General features: G+C 65.8%; 12 protein-coding genes. 8 read left to right on the forward strand and 4 right to left on the reverse strand.

Annotation, left to right across the window (positions count from 1 at the left end; genetic code table 11):
- Nucleotides 1–27 precede the first annotated feature (27 nt).
- The 8 genes from B6V76_RS01150 (at nucleotide 28) to B6V76_RS01185 (ending at nucleotide 12,314) form a co-directional block, all read left to right on the forward strand.
- Nucleotides 28–3,402 carry a transglutaminase family protein gene (locus tag B6V76_RS01150; protein WP_088726454.1) on the forward strand — a complete coding sequence of 1,125 codons (3,375 nt, stop codon included), beginning with the start codon at nucleotides 28–30 and terminating at the stop codon, nucleotides 3,400–3,402.
- A gap of 21 nt (nucleotides 3,403–3,423) precedes the next feature.
- Nucleotides 3,424–5,859, forward strand: a complete 2,436-nt coding sequence (locus B6V76_RS01155) for a circularly permuted type 2 ATP-grasp protein (RefSeq protein ID WP_088726455.1) — start codon at nucleotides 3,424–3,426, stop codon at nucleotides 5,857–5,859.
- A 4-nt stretch (nucleotides 5,860–5,863) separates the two neighbouring features.
- Nucleotides 5,864–6,742 carry a transglutaminase family protein gene (locus tag B6V76_RS01160; RefSeq protein WP_088724401.1) on the forward strand — a complete coding sequence of 293 codons (879 nt, stop codon included), beginning with the start codon at nucleotides 5,864–5,866 and terminating at the stop codon, nucleotides 6,740–6,742.
- A 220-nt stretch (nucleotides 6,743–6,962) separates the two neighbouring features.
- The gene (locus B6V76_RS01165; protein WP_088726456.1) at nucleotides 6,963–8,561 is read left to right on the forward strand and encodes an ABC transporter substrate-binding protein; all 1,599 of its coding nucleotides are present in this window, start codon (nucleotides 6,963–6,965) and stop codon (nucleotides 8,559–8,561) included.
- 160 nt (nucleotides 8,562–8,721) lie between these two features.
- Nucleotides 8,722–9,729 carry an ABC transporter permease subunit gene (locus B6V76_RS01170; RefSeq protein ID WP_075774992.1) on the forward strand — a complete coding sequence of 336 codons (1,008 nt, stop codon included), beginning with the start codon at nucleotides 8,722–8,724 and terminating at the stop codon, nucleotides 9,727–9,729.
- 5 nt (nucleotides 9,730–9,734) lie between these two features.
- Complete coding sequence (locus B6V76_RS01175; protein ID WP_075774991.1) at nucleotides 9,735–10,634, forward strand: ABC transporter permease subunit; 900 nt, start codon at nucleotides 9,735–9,737, stop codon at nucleotides 10,632–10,634.
- 4 nt (nucleotides 10,635–10,638) lie between these two features.
- Nucleotides 10,639–11,472 carry an ABC transporter ATP-binding protein gene (locus B6V76_RS01180; RefSeq protein WP_075774990.1) on the forward strand — a complete coding sequence of 278 codons (834 nt, stop codon included), beginning with the start codon at nucleotides 10,639–10,641 and terminating at the stop codon, nucleotides 11,470–11,472.
- The gene (locus B6V76_RS01185) at nucleotides 11,469–12,314 is read left to right on the forward strand and encodes a dipeptide ABC transporter ATP-binding protein (protein WP_075774989.1); all 846 of its coding nucleotides are present in this window, start codon (nucleotides 11,469–11,471) and stop codon (nucleotides 12,312–12,314) included. Before B6V76_RS01180 ends, B6V76_RS01185 begins: the two co-directional genes overlap by 4 nt.
- Nucleotides 12,315–12,682: 368 nt before the next feature.
- On the opposite strand, the gene B6V76_RS01190 is transcribed toward B6V76_RS01185, so the two are convergent.
- From B6V76_RS01190 to B6V76_RS01205, 4 genes are all read right to left on the reverse strand, one after another.
- The gene (locus tag B6V76_RS01190; protein WP_088726457.1) at nucleotides 12,683–13,450 is read right to left on the reverse strand and encodes a crotonase/enoyl-CoA hydratase family protein; all 768 of its coding nucleotides are present in this window, start codon (nucleotides 13,448–13,450) and stop codon (nucleotides 12,683–12,685) included.
- Nucleotides 13,447–15,123, reverse strand: a complete 1,677-nt coding sequence (locus B6V76_RS01195) for an AMP-binding protein (RefSeq protein ID WP_240497783.1) — start codon at nucleotides 15,121–15,123, stop codon at nucleotides 13,447–13,449. The genes B6V76_RS01190 and B6V76_RS01195 overlap by 4 nt, the downstream gene beginning before the upstream one ends.
- 97 nt (nucleotides 15,124–15,220) lie before the next feature.
- Nucleotides 15,221–16,489 (reverse strand): organoarsenical effux MFS transporter ArsJ, encoded by a 1,269-nt coding sequence (gene arsJ, locus B6V76_RS01200; RefSeq protein WP_088726459.1) that lies wholly within the window; start codon nucleotides 16,487–16,489, stop codon nucleotides 15,221–15,223.
- Nucleotides 16,486–17,484, reverse strand: a complete 999-nt coding sequence (locus B6V76_RS01205) for an ArsJ-associated glyceraldehyde-3-phosphate dehydrogenase (protein WP_088726460.1) — start codon at nucleotides 17,482–17,484, stop codon at nucleotides 16,486–16,488. Before B6V76_RS01205 ends, arsJ begins: the two co-directional genes overlap by 4 nt.
- Nucleotide 17,485: the final 1 nt, after the last annotated feature.

The following is a 17,485-nucleotide window of genomic DNA, read 5'->3' on the forward strand; positions in this document are numbered from 1 at the left end:
CGACATCCTATTGCGGGAGCGAGACTTATGGCGATCCATGCCAGCATCTATCACTTGACCCATTACCAATATGACCGCCCGGTGACGCTCGGCCCGCAGATCATCCGCCTGCGGCCTGCGCCGCATTCGCGCACCCGGGTGATCTCGCATTCGCTCAAGGTCTCGCCCGGCGGGCATTTCGTGAATCACCAGCAGGACCCCTATGGCAACTGGCTTGCGCGCTTCGTCTTTCCCGAGCCGGTGACCGAGCTGAAGATCGAAGTGGACCTCACGGCGGATATGACCGTCTACAACCCGTTCGACTTCTTCACCGAGGAATATGCCGAGGAATGGCCCTTCGACTATCCCGAGGAGCTGCGCGACGATCTGTCGATCTACCGCACGCCCGAGCCGGAGGGCCCGCGTCTGGCGCAGTTCATCGGCGAGATCGACTACACGATCAAAGGGACGGTCAATTTTCTTGTCGCGCTCAATGCGCATATCTCGAAGGTCGTCGATTACACGATCCGCATGGATCCCGGCGTGCAGACGCCAGAGGAGACCTTGGAGAAATGCTCGGGCTCGTGCCGGGACAGCTCGTGGCTACTGGTTCAGGTACTGCGGCATCTGGGGTTCGCGGCGCGGTTCGTCTCAGGCTACCTGATCCAGCTGAAGCCCGATCTGGAGGCGCTCGACGGGCCGTCTGGCACCGATCACGACTTCACCGACCTGCACGCGTGGTGCGAAGTGTTCATTCCCGGCGCGGGCTGGATCGGTCTGGACCCGACGTCCGGATTGCTGACCGGGGAGAGCCATATCCCGCTGGCCGCCACTCCGCATTTCCGCAACGCCGCCCCGATCTCGGGGGGCTTTTCCTCGGTCGGCAGCCCGGAGGTGAGTTTCGCCTTCGACATGACGGTGGACCGGGTGGCCGAACATCCTCGCATCACCAAGCCGTTCTCCGACGAGGCATGGGGCCGGCTCAATGCGCTGGGACGCAAGGTGGATGAAAGCCTGAAGGCGGGCGATGTGCGCCTGACGATGGGGGGAGAGCCGACCTTCGTCTCCATCGACGATTTCGAGAGCGACGAGTGGAACACCGCCGCCGTGGGCCCGCAAAAGCGCGCGCTGGCCGATGAGCTGATCCGGCGGCTGCGCGACCGCTTCGCGCCGGGGGGCTTTCTGCATTACGGGCAGGGCAAATGGTATCCGGGCGAAAGCTTGCCGCGCTGGACCTTCTCGCTCTACTGGCGGCGCGACGGCAAGCCGATCTGGCGCGACGAAGATCTGATCGCCAAGGAGGGCGACAAGACCGGCGCGGGGCCGGAGGAGGCCGGCACGCTGATGCGCGGCATCGCGGAGCATCTGGGGATCGAGCCCGATCACGCGCAGCCCGCCTATGAAGACCCGGCTGAATGGATGCTCAAGGAAGGCAACCTGCCAGAGAACGTCACGCCCGAAGACAGCAAGCTGAAGAACCCCGAGGATCGCGCCCGTTTCGCTCGGGTCTTCAATCGCGGGCTGGAGACGCCCACGGGCTACATCCTGCCGGTGCAGCGCTGGCAGGCCAAGGCGCAGCCCGGCCATCGCTGGCGCTCGGAGAAGTGGAAGACCCGGCGCGGCAAGCTGTTCCTGATCCCCGGGGACAGCCCTGCCGGGTTCCGTCTGCCGCTGGGCGCGCTGCCCTATGTGCCGCCCGCGCAATATCCCTATCACTACGTCACCGATACCTCGCTGCCCAAAGGCGATTTGCCCGATTTCCATGCCGAGATGGAGAAGGCCGTCGCGAAGGGGTTGGTCGACAAGCCCACCGAGGAACACAGCCAGCCCGTCTCCGAGGCGCAATCGGCCGAGCCGGGCCAGACCATCGTGGAGCAGGATCTGGATACGATCGACGGCGTCGTGCGCACCGCGATCTCGGTCGAGCCGCGCGACGGGCGGCTGTGCGTCTTCATGCCGCCGACCGAGGATCTGGAGGACTATCTCGAACTGATCGCCGCCGCCGAGGAAAGCGCCAAGGCGATGGGGCTGCCGATCCATATCGAAGGCTACGCCCCGCCGCATGACCCGCGCCTCAACGTGATCCGGGTCGCGCCCGATCCCGGGGTGATCGAGGTGAATATCCATCCCGCTCATAGCTGGGAGGACTGCGTCGCCACCACCGAGGCGATCTATGAGGAGGCCCGCCAGTCCCGGCTGGGGGCCGACAAGTTCATGATCGACGGGCGCCATACCGGCACGGGGGGCGGCAACCATGTGGTTGTCGGCGGAGAGACGCTGCTCGACAGCCCCTTCCTGCGTCGTCCCGATCTGCTGAAATCGCTGATCCTGATCTGGCAGCGGCACCCGTCGCTGTCCTACCTGTTCTCAGGGTTGTTCATCGGTCCGACCAGCCAAGCCCCGCGGATCGACGAGGCGCGGCACGATACGCTCTACGAGCTGGAAATCGCGCTGAGCCAGATCCATCCGCCCGAGGCAGGCAACGTCCCGCCGCCGTGGCTGGTGGACCGGCTGCTGCGCAACATGCTGACCGACGTCACCGGGAACACGCACCGCGCCGAGATCTGCATCGACAAGATGTTCTCGCCCGACGGGCCCACGGGGCGACTTGGCCTCGTCGAATTTCGCGGCTTCGAGATGCCGCCGGACCCGCGCATGTCGCTGGCCCAGCAGCTTCTGTTGCGGGCCATCATCGCGCGGTGCTGGAATGCACCGGTAGAGCGGCGTCCGGTGCGCTGGGGTACGGTGCTGCATGACCGCTTCATGCTGCCGCATTACCTGTGGGAGGATTTCACCGATCTGCTCGCCGATCTGCGCCGCCACGGTTTCGATCTCGATCCGCAATGGTTCGAGGCGCAATCGGAGTTCCGTTTCCCCTTCTGCGGTCAGATCGAGGCGGAAGGCGTGCACATGGAGATCCGTCAGGCGCTGGAGCCGTGGCATGTGTTGGGGGAGACCGGCGCCATTGGCGGTACGGTTCGCTATACCGACAGCTCGGTGGAGCGTCTGCAGGTGAAGATGACTTCGCTCCATCAGGACCGCTACAAGGTGATGTGCAACCGTCGCCCCGTGCCGCTGGCGCGGACGCAGGAGAGCGGGGTCTCGGTCGCGGGAGTACGGTTCAAGGCATGGCAACCTGCAGAGGCGCTGCATCCGACGCTGCCGGTCAATGCGCCGCTGACCTTCGACATCTATGACGACTGGACGGGCAGGGCGATCGGGGGCTGCGTCTACCACGTGGCCCATCCGGGGGGGCGCAACTACGATACCTTCCCGGTGAACGGCAACGAGGCGGAAGCCCGCCGACTGGCGCGCTTCGAGGGGCACGGTCACACGCCGGGGGCCTATCGTCCGGAACCGGAGACCCCGCATCCGGAGTTTCCCCTGACGCTTGACCTGCGACGTCCTGTCGGGCTGAGTTGATCCGAGCCTAACGGAGACCCTATGCAAAGCCCCGATACGCCCGACGCTGCGAGCCCGCTCGAACAGCACCCACTTCTGGCGGGCTATGCGCCTGTGCCCGGCGTGGCCGACGAGCTGTTCGAACGCTCTGGCGCGATGCGGCGGGTCTGGCGGCCCTTCGTGGAGAAGTTCCTGCAGCTCGAACCGGGGGAAATCCCCCAGCGGTTCGAGCGCGGCAATCAATACCTGCGCGACGCGGGCGTCTATTACCGGCAATATTCCAACGACGTTCTGGCCGAACGCGAATGGCCGCTTAGCCATATTCCCGTCGTGCTGCATGAAAGCGAATGGTCGAGTATCTGCGAGGGGCTAGCACAGCGCGCCGATCTGCTCGAGGCGGTGATGGCCGATCTCTACGGGCCTGGCATGCTGGTCTCCAACGGACACCTGCCGCCGGAACTCATCGCGGGCAATAAGCACTGGATGCGCCCGATGGTGGGGGTGCCGCCCAAGGGGGGGAACTACCTGCATTTCCTCGCCTTCGAGATCGGGCGCTCGCCGGACGGGTCGTGGTTCGTGCTGGGGGATCGGACGCAGGCGCCGTCGGGGGCAGGCTTCGCGCTGGAGAACCGGATGGCCACGGGGCGCATCTTCCCCGAGAGCTTCCCGCGCGATCATATCCACAAGCTCGCCACCTTCTTCGGTGATTTCCGCGCCGCGCTGGAGACGCTGGCGGGGCGGGCCGATGGCGATATGCGCCGCGCCGCGATCCTGACGCCGGGCCCGGCCAATGACAGCTACTATGAGCACACCTATATCGCGCGCTACCTCGGTCTTTCGCTTCTCGAAGGCGAGGATCTCTTGGTCCAGAACGGCGAGGCGATGGTCCGCACGATCGAGGGGCCACAGCCGCTGGGTGCCCTCTGGCGGCGGATGGATGCGAGCTTCGTCGATCCGCTGGAGTTCGATCCCGCCACGCAGATCGGCACGCCCGGTTTGATGGAGGCGGTGCGCGAAGGCAATCTGGCGATGGTCAATGCGCTGGGCGCAGGGGTGCTGGAAACCCGCGCGCTGATGGCTTTCCTGCCGAAGATCTCGCGGGTGCTGACCGGTCAGCCGCTCGCCATGCCCAATATCGCGACATGGTGGTGCGGCGGCGCGTCCGAGCGTGCCCATGTGCGCGCCAATGCGGCCAACATGATGATCGGCCCCGCGATGGCGGTGGATCTCCCGTTCGATCTGGATGCCGCGACCGCGCTGGGCGGGCAGTTCCGTTCGGGGGCGGAGGCGCCGATCGCGGACTGGCTGGAGGCCGAGGGCGGCAAGCTCGTGGGGCAGGAGGCGGTGACTCTGTCGACGACGCCCGCATGGCATGACGACGGGGAGGGCGGCGGCGCGATCCGGCCCTGTCCGATGACGGTCCGCGTATTTGCGGCGCGCACGCCGCAGGGCTGGCAGTTCATGAAGGGCGGCTATGCCCGGATCGGGCCAGAAGGCGATGCGACCGCGCTCTCGATGCAGCAAGGCGGCGCGGTGGCCGATGTCTGGATCGTCTCGGACAAGCCGGTGCCCTCGGCGAGCATCGCGCCGCGCCAGACTGGCACCTTCCGGCGCAAGATCCCCGGCACGCTGCCTGCGCGCGCCGCCGACAACCTGTACTGGCTCGGCCGCTATATCGAGCGCTGCGAAGACTCGATCCGGGTGATCCGCGCCTATCACCTGCGCCTCGCCGCGACAGGCAGCCCGGAAGACCCGCGGCTGGCACGGCTTGCGCAATTTCTCGGAGCGCATGGCTTCGACATTTCCCAGCCCGTGCCTGACGCACTGTTGCAGCGACTCGATGCGGCGCAGGCCTGCGCGTCGAAAGTGCGCGACCGGTTCTCGACCGATGGCTGGCTCGCGCTGAAGGATCTGTCGAAGACCGCCCGGGAGATGGTAAATACCGCGCGCCCCGGCGACGATGCGGCCCGCGCGATGGGGGTGCTTTTGCGCAAGATCACGGGGTTCTCCGGGCTCGTGCACGAGAACATGTATCGCTTCGAGGGCTGGCGCTTCCTGTCGATCGGGCGGGCGCTGGAGCGCGCCGACGGGCTGGCCGCGCTGCTGATCCGTTTCACCGCCGAGGACGCACCGGAAGGAGCGCTCGATCTGGCGGTGGAGGTGGCCGACAGCGTCATCACCCACCAGCGCCGCTACCGGGTGCGCACCAACTTGGAGACGGTGCTGGACCTGCTGGTGCTCGACGCCGCCAATCCGCGCGCAATTCTTTTCCATATCAACGGTTTGAAAGCGCTTCTTGATGAACTTCCCGGTGCGGAGGTCGCCGGGCGTCCGGGCGATCTGCTGCGCGCGCTCATGCCGCTGCGCACCCAGCTCTCGGTGATCGAGCCCGAGGAGGTGACGCCGCAGATGTTGCGGCAGATCCGGTCGGACCTGTTCCGGCTCTCCGATCTCGTGTCGCAGAAATATCTGAGGTAATCCGATGCGTTACGAGGTGAAGCTGAAGTTGACCTACAGGTATAACGCGCCATCGGATCATGCGCGGACCCTGCTACGGGTGCTACCCTCGGACATCGCGGGGCTGCAAACCGTCACATCGCGGGTGCTCAGCTTCGATCCTCCGCCCGACGAGCGTCACGAGTCGCGCGATTTCTTCGGCAATGGCATGACCTCGGCGGTCTGGCACGCGCCGGTCGCCGAGATCGGAGTGACGCTGAACGCCAAGATTGAGCGCGGGCTGGCGGAGCCGGGGCTGGACCTGTCGTCGCCGCGCGAGGAACTGGCGCAGGAGATCGCGCAATTTCGCAGCCTCGCGCCCGACGCGCCGCATCACTTCCTCGCGTCCTCGCGCCGCGCCTCGCCGACCAAGGCGATGACCGAGTTCGCCCGGGCGCAGTTGCAGCCGGGCCAGACCGCGCGCGGCGCGATCGAGGCATTGGGGCGTGCGCTGCACCGGGAGATGCGCTTCGATGCGGGCGCGACCGATGTGAACACGCCCGCGGCGGAGGCATTCGCGAACCGCCACGGCGTCTGCCAGGATTTCAGCCATATCATGATCTCCTGCCTGCGCGGGGTGGGCATCCCTGCGGGCTACGTCTCGGGCTTCCTGCGAACCTATCCGCCGCCCGGCCAACCGCGTCTGGAAGGCGCGGATGCGATGCATGCCTGGGTGCGCGCATGGGCGGGGGCGGAGACCGGTTGGATCGAATTCGACCCCACGAACGATCAATATGCGGGCGAGGATTACATCACCGTCGGCTATGGCCGCGACTATGACGACGTGCCGCCTTTGCGCGGCGCGATGCGCGGGGCGGGCGGTCAGCAAAGCGCGCAGGCGGTGGACGTGATCCCGCTCGATTGAGGCGGTGAACGGCGCGCTGCGGCGTGACCCCGTGCCTCGGACGCACGAAAGCTTCACCCGCTCGTGACCCGCGACGTCACGGCATTCATTGACCACGTGATCAAAGCACGATTTACTCCTCACCAGTTTGTGTTTGAACCGTCCCACGACGTCGCGTCCGCGCGACCGTTGAGGGGGCGGCGGCACACACGAGAAGACCAACCAACAGGAAGGACAGACCATGACCATTCGCTCGATGCTTTTGGCGGGGGCTGCCGCGGTGATGATGACCGCAGGCGGGGCCGGCGCCAAGACGCTCGTTTACTGCTCGGAAGCGTCGCCGGAAGGCTTTGATCCCGCGCCCTATACCTCGGGGACGACGTTCGACGCCTCTTCGCACCCGGTCTATGACCAGCTGGTCGAATTCAAGCCGGGCACGACCGAGATCGAACCGGGCCTCGCGGAAAGCTGGGACGTCTCGGATGACGGCCTCACCTACACGTTCAACCTGCGCAAGGGCGTGAAATTCCACTCGGTCGAGGGCTTCACCCCGAGCCGCGATTTCAACGCCGATGACGTGATTTTCTCGTTCGACCGTCAGGGCAACAAGGACAACCCCTATTACGCTTACGCGCCGGGCGTTTCCTATGAATACTATGCCGGCATGGATATGCCGACGATCATCAAATCGATCGAGAAAGTCGACGATTACACGGTGAAGTTCACCCTGTCCGAGCCGAACGCGCCGTTCCTCGCCGACCTCGCGATGGACTTCGCGTCGATCCTGTCGAAGGAATATGCCGACAAGCTCGCCGGCGAAGACCGCAAGGCCGACATCAACAACGTGCCCGTCGGCACCGGTCCGTTCTCCTTCGTGGCTTACCAGAAGGACGCCGTGATCCGCTACAAGGCGAATCCGGACTACTTCAAGGGCAAGACCCCGGTCGGCGACCTGATCTTCGCGATCACCCCCGATCCGGCGGTGCGCATGCAGAAGCTGCAGGCGGGCGAGTGCCAGATCATGCCGTACCCGGCGCCGGCCGACATCCAGGCGCTCAAGGACGACTCGAACATCAAGGTCGACGAGCAGCCCGGTCTGAACGTGGCCTACCTCGCCTACAACACCACGCAGGCTCCGTTCGACAAGGTCGAAGTCCGCAAGGCGCTGAACATGGCGATCAACAAGGATGCGATCATCGACGCGGTCTTCCAGGGCGCGGGTCAGGTTGCCAAGAACCCGATCCCGCCGACCATGTGGTCCTATAACAAGGACATCAAGGACGACGCCTACGATCCTGAGCAGGCTAAGAAAATGCTCGAGGATGCCGGCGTGAAGGACCTCGAGATGAACATCTGGGCGATGCCCGTGCAGCGGCCCTACATGCCGAACGCGCGCCGCACCGCGGAGCTGATGCAGTCGGATCTCGCCAAGGTCGGCGTGAAGGCGAACATCGTCTCCTACGAGTGGGGCGAGTACCTGAAGAAGTCGAAAGACCCGAGCCGTGACGGCGCGGTGATTCTCGGCTGGACCGGCGACAACGGCGACCCGGACAACTTCCTCGCGGTTCTGCTGGGCTGCTCGGCGGCCGAAAGCGGTGCGAACCGTGCCTTCTGGTGCAATCAGAAATTCGACGATCTGATCACCAAGGCACGTCAGAGCAACGATCAGGCCGAGCGCACCAAGCTCTACAAAGAGGCTCAGGAAGTCTTCAAGGAACAGGCGCCGTGGGACACCATCGCCCACTCGACCGTGTTCATGCCGATGTCCAAGAAGGTCACCGGCTACGTGATGAGCCCGCTGGGCGGTCACGACTTCTATGGGGTGGACATCTCGGAGTGATCCTGAGAATACCCGTCTGATTGAGGCGTCCGGGAGACCGGGCGCCTCGCAATACTTTCAGGGGCCAAACATCGGAGACCGATGACCGCGGGCGCGACAGGGTGCGGCGGGCAGGGGCTCCACGAAGGTTCCGCAGAGAACCGCAAACAGGACCGGTGACATGTTACGTTTCATAATCGGCAAGATCCTCTGGCTGATCCCTACGCTGATCGGCATCACGATCGTGGCTTTCGGCTTCGTTCGGGTGCTGCCCGGGGATCCCGTGCTGCTGATGGCAGGCGAGCGCGGGCTGAGCCCCGAACGCCATGCCGAGCTGGCGCATCAGCTGGGCTTCGATCGCCCGCTCTGGCAGCAATATCTCGAGTTCATCTGGCAACTCGCCCATGGCAATCTCGGCGACAGCCTCGTGACCCACAAACCCGTGCTCGGTGAGTTCTTCGCACTCTTCCCGGCCACGCTGGAGCTGGGCGTCTGCGCGATGTTCCTCGCCGTGGTGATCGGCGTTCCGATCGGCGTGATGGCCGCGATCAAGCGCGGCTCGTGGTTCGATCAGGCGACGATGGGCACGGCGCTGGTGGGCTATTCGATGCCGATCTTCTGGTGGGGCCTGCTGCTCATCATCCTCTTCTCCGGCATTCTGCAATGGACGCCGGTCTCGGGGCGCATCTCGCTGATGTATTACTTCCCCAACGGCACCGGCTTCATGATCTGGGATGCGCTGATGTCGGGGCAGTCCGGCGCGCTCACCTCGGCGCTGAGCCACCTGATCCTGCCCGCGATCGTGCTGGCGACGATCCCGCTCGCGGTGATCGCGCGCCAGACCCGCTCGGCCATGCTTGAAGTGCTGGGCGAGGATTACGTGCGCACCGCACGCGCCAAGGGGATGCCGCCGCGCCGCGTCGTGGGCGTCCACGCGCTGCGCAATGCGATGATCCCGGTCATCACCACGATCGGCCTTCAGGTCGGCATGCTGATGGCGGGCGCGATCCTGACCGAGACGATCTTCTCCTGGCCGGGCATCGGCAAATGGATGGTCGACTCGATTTCGCGGCGCGACTACCCCTCCGTGCAGGGCGGGCTGTTGATGATCGCGCTGATCGTGATGTTCGTGAACCTGATCGTGGATCTGCTCTACGGTCTGATCAATCCGCGTATCCGGCATAGGTGAGTGACATGTCCGAAGTGATCGAAACCGATATCCCGGCCGGCACGCGCCGCGCGCAATTCGCCGAGTTCTGGTTCTATTTCAAGGAAAACCGTGGGGCCGTTCTGGGTCTGGTGGTGTTCGTGCTGATCGCGCTGGCCGCGATCGCGGCGCCGCTGGTCGCGCCCTTCGATCCCGATACGCAGTTCCGTGACGCGCTTCTGGCGGGTCCGCTGACCCATGACGCGAACGGGACGTTCCTGATGGGCACCGACGCGGTCGGGCGCGACATCCTTTCGCGCCTGCTGTTCGGCGCGCGCTTCTCGCTGTTCATCGGCGTGATGGTCGTGCTGCTCGCGCTCTCCGTGGGCGTGCTCCTCGGCCTGCTCGCCGGCTGGTTCGGCGGCTGGGTCGATACCGTGATCATGCGGGTGATGGATATCATCCTCGCCTTCCCGTCGCTGCTGCTCGCGCTCGTCTTCGTGGCGGTGCTCGGCCCGGGCCTGATCAATGCGATGATCGCCATCGCCATCGTCTACCAGCCGCATTTCGCACGCCTGACGCGGGCCGCGGTGCTGTCCGAGAAGAACCGTGATTACGTCATGGCCGCACAGGTCGCGGGCGCAGGCCATATGCGCCTGATGTTCCGCACGGTGCTGCCGAACTGTCTCGCGCCGCTGATCGTGCAGGGCACGCTGAGCTTCTCGAACGCGATCCTCGACGTGGCGGCGCTCGGCTTCCTCGGCATGGGGGCGCAGCCGCCGACGCCGGAATGGGGCACGATGCTGTCGGAAGCGCGCGAGTTCATCCTGCGCGCATGGTGGGTCGTGACCTTCCCGGGTATCGCGATCCTCGTGACGGTGCTGGCGATCAACCTGATGGGCGACGGCCTTCGTGACGCGCTCGATCCGAAACTGAAGCGGAGCTGAGCCAATGTCCTTGCTGAAAATCCGCAATCTCACCGTCGAATTCGACACCGCTCAGGGCGCGTTTCGCGCCGTGGACGGGATCGATGTCGAGGTCTCCGGCCGCGAAGTACTCGCCATCGTGGGCGAATCCGGCTCGGGCAAATCGGTCTCTATGCTCGCCGTGATGGGACTTCTGCCGCCCACCGCGACGATCACCGCCGACGAGATCACCTATGACGGGCGCGACATGCTGAAAATGTCTGGCCGCGAACGTCGCCAGATCATCGGGAAGGAAATCTCGATGATCTTCCAGGAGCCGATCTCCTCGCTCAACCCCTCCTTCACCTGCGGTTTCCAGGTCGAGGAAGTGCTGACGCGTCATCTTGGCCTGAAGGGCAAGGATGCCCGCAAACGCGCGCTGGAGCTGTTCGAACAGGTCGGCATCCCCGACCCCGAGCGGCGGCTGAACAGCTATCCGCACCAGCTCTCGGGCGGGCAGTGCCAGCGCGTGATGATCGCGATGGCCATCGCCTGCAAGCCGCGCCTGCTGATCGCCGACGAGCCGACGACCGCGCTCGACGTGACGATCCAGAAGCAGATCCTCGATCTGCTGATGAGCCTGCAGGAGGAATACGGCATGGGGCTGATCATGATCACCCATGACATGGGCGTCGTGGCCGAGACCGCCGACCGCGTCTCGGTCCAGTTCAAGGGCCGCAAACTGGAGGAGGCCGACGTGCTCTCACTCTTCGAGAACCCGCAGCATCCCTATACGCGCGCGCTTCTGGCCGCGCTGCCGGAAAACGCGACCGGGGACCGTCTGCTGACCGTCGCCGATGGCTGGGAGGGCGTGCAATGAGTGTGATCCTCGAAGGGCGCGACATCACGCGCGACTACATCGTCTCGGGCGGGTTCCTGCGCGGGGCGAAGACGATCCGGGCGCTGCACGGCATCTCCTTCTCGCTCGAGCAGGGCAAGACGCTGGCCATCGTCGGCGAATCCGGCTGCGGCAAGTCCACGCTGGCGCGCATCCTGACGCTGATCGACCCGGCCAATTCGGGCGATCTGTATATCCAGGGCGAGAAGATCGACATCAAGGAAACCAAGGTGACGTCCGAACTGCGCGCCAAGGTTCAGATCGTCTTCCAGAACCCCTATTCGTCGCTCAACCCGCGCCAGAAGGTGGGCGAGGTTCTGACCGAGCCGCTGATCATTAATACCGACATCCCCGCCAAGGAGCGCCGCAAGCGCGCCGAGGAGATGCTGGAGAAGGTCGGGCTCGAGCGGCAGCACTACAACCGCTACCCGCATATGTTCTCGGGCGGCCAGCGCCAGCGGATCGCGATTGCGCGCGCGCTGATGCTGAACCCGCAGATCCTCGTGCTGGACGAACCGGTCTCGGCGCTCGATCTGTCGGTGCAGGCGCAGGTGCTGAACCTGCTCAAAGACCTGCAGGACGAGTTCGATCTGTCCTATATTTTCGTGAGCCACGATCTCTCTGTCGTGCGCTATTTCGCGGATGAGGTGATGGTGATGAATGCGGGCGAGGTGGTGGAATACGCCTCGCGCGATCAGATCTTCGCCAATCCGCAGCACGAATATACCAAGACGCTGCTGGCCGCGACGCCGATCGCTGATGTCGAAAAGATCCGCGAGCGGGTCGAACGCCGAAAGGCGTTCTTGGCCGCGGCGGAGACATAAGGGCCGGGCGCCTCAGGGGCCGTTCGGAGTTAAGAAAAGGGGCCCGGGGCGATGCGCCTCGGGCCTTTTCATTTTGCGAAACGCTCTCAGGTCTGATTTTGGCGCGGGGCGACCAGCCCCGGGCCGTGCCCGATCCTCCCCCCGGGAGGGCGCATTGGCGATGTCATCGCGGGCATTACCGTCGTCCGGGCTTGCGAGATAAAGTGCCGAGCGTCGACGGGAACGAAGCGCCCGCCCGAGGCTCGGGCGCGACCCTTTCCGCGAAACACAGGCGCCCCCTGCGCCGCGCCGCGCGGCGCGTTCGCCGCTGAAGCCTTCCACTGGAAGCCTTCCGAGACGCGGCTCACCCCAAGGCTCGGGTGCGGCCCTTATCTCCCGGACCACTCCGGCGCGCGTTTCTCGAGGAAGGCTCGCGCGCCTTCGGACGCGTCCTCGCTCTCCATCACGGCCTTCAGGGTCCGCGCGTTCTCCTCCCAGAGAGGGTCGACCGCGCGGCGCTCGATCTCGCGCGACAGGCGCAGGGTCTCGCGCAGGGCCAAGGGCGCGTTCTTCGCGACCTCCTCGGCCAGCGCCAGCGCCGCGTCGAACGCTTGCCCGGCCTCGGCGCGGCGGGCGATCAGGCCCAGCTCCCACGCCTCCGCCGTGTCGAAAAGCCGCCCCGTCAGCAGCAATTCGCGCGCCCGGGCCGGGGGGATGAGGCTCGCCAGCCGCAACGCGCCGCCCGCGCCCGCAACCAGACCGCGCAGCACTTCTGGCAGGCCGAAGCGGCAGCCCTCTTCCGCCACGATCATATCGCAGCCCAAAGTGAGTTCGAACCCGCCTGCGAGCGCCGCGCCGTGACAGGCGGCGATGATCGGCTTGCTGCGGTGGGATTGGGTCAGGCCGCCGAAACCGCCTTCAGCAAATAGTAACTCCTCGACCTTACCTTCGGTGAAAGCGGCGAGGTCCATGCCCGCGCAGAACACCGCGCCTTCGCCGCGCAGGATGCCGATCTGCAGTGCGTCATCCGCTTCCAGACGGGCTACCGCCTCGGCCAAGGCGTGGCCAGCTTCGGCATTGATCGCGTTGCGCCGTTCGGGGCGGTTGAGGGTGATGATCGCGATCTTGCCGCGGGTCTCGAATAGGACGGGGCTCATTGGGCGGGCTCCTTGGGTAGGCGGGCGCGTAGCGCGTTGCGGATGATCTTGCCGGTGGTGGTCACGGGCATGTCGTCGATCACGTAGATCGCGCGGGGGTATTCGTATTTCGCGAGCCGTGCGCGGACATGGGCGGCAAGGTCGTCGCGCAGCGCCTCGGTATCGGCATGGCCGGGGCAGAGCGTGACGAAGGCCGCGACGATCTCGCCGCGCAGCGGATCGGGCTGCCCCACGACGCCCGCCATCTGCACCGCCGGATGCGAGATCAGGCAATCCTCGATTTCGGCGGGGCCGACACGGTAGCCGCCGGTCGAGATGATGTCGTCGTCGCGCCCGATGAAGCGCAGCCTGCCGTCTGCGCCGCTGACGCCCCGGTCGCCGGTCAGCAGCCAGCGCCCGTCGAGGCCGGTCACGAATTTCGCCTCTGTCGCCTCGGGCTGATTGAAATAGCCGAGAAACATCACCGGGTCGGGCGCGCGCACCGCGATCGCGCCTTCCTCGCCATCGGGCAGGATCTGACCCGTCTGGCTGTCGACGATCGCGACCTCGTGGCCCGGCACCGGCCAGCCCATAGCACCCGGTTCTGGCGCATCGAGGCTCGCGGCGGACGAGACCACCATGTTGCACTCCGTCTGGCCGTAGAATTCGTTGATCGTGACGCCAAGCGCCTTGCGCCCCCAGTCGAGGAGCTGCGCGCCCAGCGGCTCGCCCCCCGAGGCGACTGAGCGCATATTGAGGCTCCAAGACAGGCTCTCCGGGTCGGCTTTCATCATCTTCAGCGCGGTGGGCGGCAGGAAAGCGTTGCGCACGCCCAGACGCCGGATCAGATCGGCCGCCGCCTGCGCCGAGAACTTGCGGAAGCGGCAAGCCACGACCGGCACACCGTGATGCAGCGCCGGGAGCAGCACGTCCAAGAGCCCGCCGATCCACGCCCAATCGGCGGGCGTCCAGATGCGGTCGCCCGCCTGCGGCAGGAAATCATGGCTCATCTCGACGCCGGGCAGGTGGCCCAGCAGCACCCGATGGGCATGGAGCGCGCCTTTCGGATTGCCCGTCGTGCCCGAGGTGTAGATCAGCACGCCGGGGGTCTCGGCGCCGGTATCGACGGGGGTGAACTTGGGCGAAGCCTCGGCGAGAGCGGCGTCGAAATCCGCGGCGCCTTCCGGTTGCGTCCCGCCGCCATCGGTGACGAAGACGGTCTCAAGATCGGGCAGCTCGGAGCGGATTGCGGCGATCACCTCGTAACTCGCCGGGTCGGTCACCAGCACCCGCGCGCCGCTGTCGCGCAGCCGGTGCAGCAGCGCCTCGGGGCCGAACAAGGTGAACAGCGGCAGCGAGACGCAGCCCGCCTTGAAGGCCGCGATATGGGCGATGGCGGTCTCGCGGCGTTGCGGCAGCAGGATCGCCACCCGGTCGCCGGTCTCGCGCCCATCGCCGCCTACGCCCATCGCCGCCAGCACATTGGCGAAGCGGTTCGAGGCCTCGCGCAACGCGCCAAAGGTGGTCTCGCGGACTGCGCCGTAGCCGTCTTCCTCGACCTCGATCAGCGCGACGCGGTCAGGCTCGCGCGCGGCCCATTTGTCGCACGTGTCGACGCCGATATTGTAGCGTTCGGGTATGTCCCATCGAAACGCAGCCCGCGTGGCCGCGTAATCCTTGCCGCGTGACAGCACCGGCTCTCCTCCCATTTTGCGAGCGGCGCGGGGGCCGCTTTCCTCTGCCGCTCAGAAAAGCGCGGAGAGCCGGGAATGTCCATCTCCGCTCACGGGCTTATGCGGGGCTTTGCGCTGAGAGCCGCCCCGCCGCCAGCGCGCTGAAGGCCACCATCACGGTCGCGGTGATCATCACGGCGGGGAGCCCACCCATCTGGTAGCTCAGCCCCGACAGCAGCGTGCCGATCAGCCGCCCGCCCGCATTGGCCATGTAGTAGAAGCCCACATCCATCGTCACCCGCTCGGCCTGTGTGAAGGCGAGGATGAGATAGGAGTGGAGCGAGGAATTCACCGCGAAGATCGCGCCGAAGACCAGCAGACCCACGACCAGCACGGTGCTGAGCCACAGCGATGGCGTCGGGTCGATCAGCACGGCGGCGCTGAGGAGCGCAGGCACGGCAAGCAGCGCCAGCGCCCAGTGCCGCGCGGCCCCGATCAGTGCGCTTTCGGGGCGGGATTTGGCCTTCAGGATGCGCGGGGCGGCAGCCTGCACCGCGCCGTAGAGGATGATCCAGAGCGCCATGAAGGTGCCGACGAGGAAGAAGGCCGCGCGGTCGCCCGCATGCGTTCCGTCCGACAGGACCGCATAGAAATAGATCGGGATGCCGACGACGAACCAGACGTCGCGCGCGCCGAACAGGAAAACCCGCGCCGCGGAGAGCCAGTTCACATTGGCCGATTTCGAGAAAACCTCGGAGAATTTCGCGCCCTTGCGCCCGCGCGGCAGGCCCGGCGGCATCGCCACGACGATTGCGGCGAGGATCAGCGCCAGCACCACCGCCATCGCGACCACCGCGTAATCGAAGCCGAGCGCCGCCAGCAGCGCCGCGCCCAGCAGGAAGCCCACGCCCTTCACTGCGTTCTTCGACCCGGTCAGCACCGCGACCCATTTGAAGAGCCCGCCATTGTCGGTGGGCGCCAGCAGCTTCACCGCCGATTTCGAGGACATCTTGGCAAGGTCCTTCGCGACCCCGCTGAGGCCCTGCACGATCATCACATACGTGACGGACGCGCCAATCGCCCAACTCGGGTTCAGCTGCGCCAGTGCGATCAGCGCCACGACCTGCAGCGACAGCCCCGCATAGAGCGTCGAGACCAGCCCGAACCGCGCCGCGATCCAGCCCGCCGAGAGGTTCGTGACCATCCCCGCCACTTCATACAGGATGAACAGGTAAGCCAGCTGCACCGGCGAGAAGCCGAGCGTGTGGAAATGCAGCAGCACCAGCATCCGGAGCGCGCCATCGGTGAGCATGAAGGCCCAATAGGCCGCCGTCACCGCGATATAGGCGGAGAAGCCTTCGGGGCGGCTGGCGGGGTGGTCGGTCACAGCGAGGCTCCCACCATCAGTGCGACATCGGCGAGCCGGTAGGCATAGCCCATCTCGTTGTCATACCACGCATAGACCTTCACCTGCGTGCCGTTCACGACCATCGTCGAGGGCGCGTCGATAATCGAGGAGCGGATGTCGTTGGTGTAATCAGACGACACCAGCGGGCGCGTCTCGTAGCCGAGGATGCCGTGCAGATCGCCCTCAGCGGCGGCTTTGAACAGCGCGTTGACCTCTTCGGCAGTCGTTTCGCGCTCGACCTCGAAGACGCAATCGGTGAGCGAGGCGTTCAGAAGCGGGACGCGCACCGCATGGCCGTTCAGGCGGCCCTTCAGCTCGGGGTAGATCAGCGTGATCGCGGTGGCCGAGCCGGTCGTGGTCGGGATCAGCGAATTGAGCGCCGAACGCGCGCGACGCAGGTCCTTCGCGGGGCGATCAACGATGGTCTGGGTGTTGGTCACGTCATGGATCGTGGTGATCGACCCGTGCTTGATCCTCAGGTTCTCGTGGATCACCTTCACCACCGGGGCGAGGCAATTGGTGGTGCAGCTGGCCGCCGTCACGATGCTATGCGCAGCCGGATCGTAGGCGTCATTGTTCACGCCATAGACGATATTCGCGGTCGGGCCGTCCTTCACCGGGGCCGAGACGACGACCTTCTTCACGCCGGCTGCGAAATAGGGGGCGAGTGCGGCCTCGGATTTGAAGACGCCGGTGCAGTCGATCACCACGTCGACCCCGTCGAGTGGCAGGTCTTCGATGTTGCGCGTGCCGATGAAGGGCAGGCGGGTGCCGTCGATGGTGACGCTGTTCGCGTCGCTCGAAAACTCCGCGTCCCAGCGGCCATGAACGGAGTCGAATTCCAGCAGATGCGCTTGCATCGCCGCATCGCCCACCGCGTCGTTGACCCATGCGATCTTCGCACCGCACTCCAGCAGCGGCTTCAAGGCGAGTTTTCCGATGCGGCCGAGGCCATTGAGGGCGTAGGTGGTCATG

Source organism: Thioclava sp. IC9 (assembly GCF_002213225.1).
In the GTDB taxonomy this organism is placed as follows: Bacteria; Pseudomonadota; Alphaproteobacteria; order Rhodobacterales; family Rhodobacteraceae; genus Thioclava; species Thioclava nitratireducens.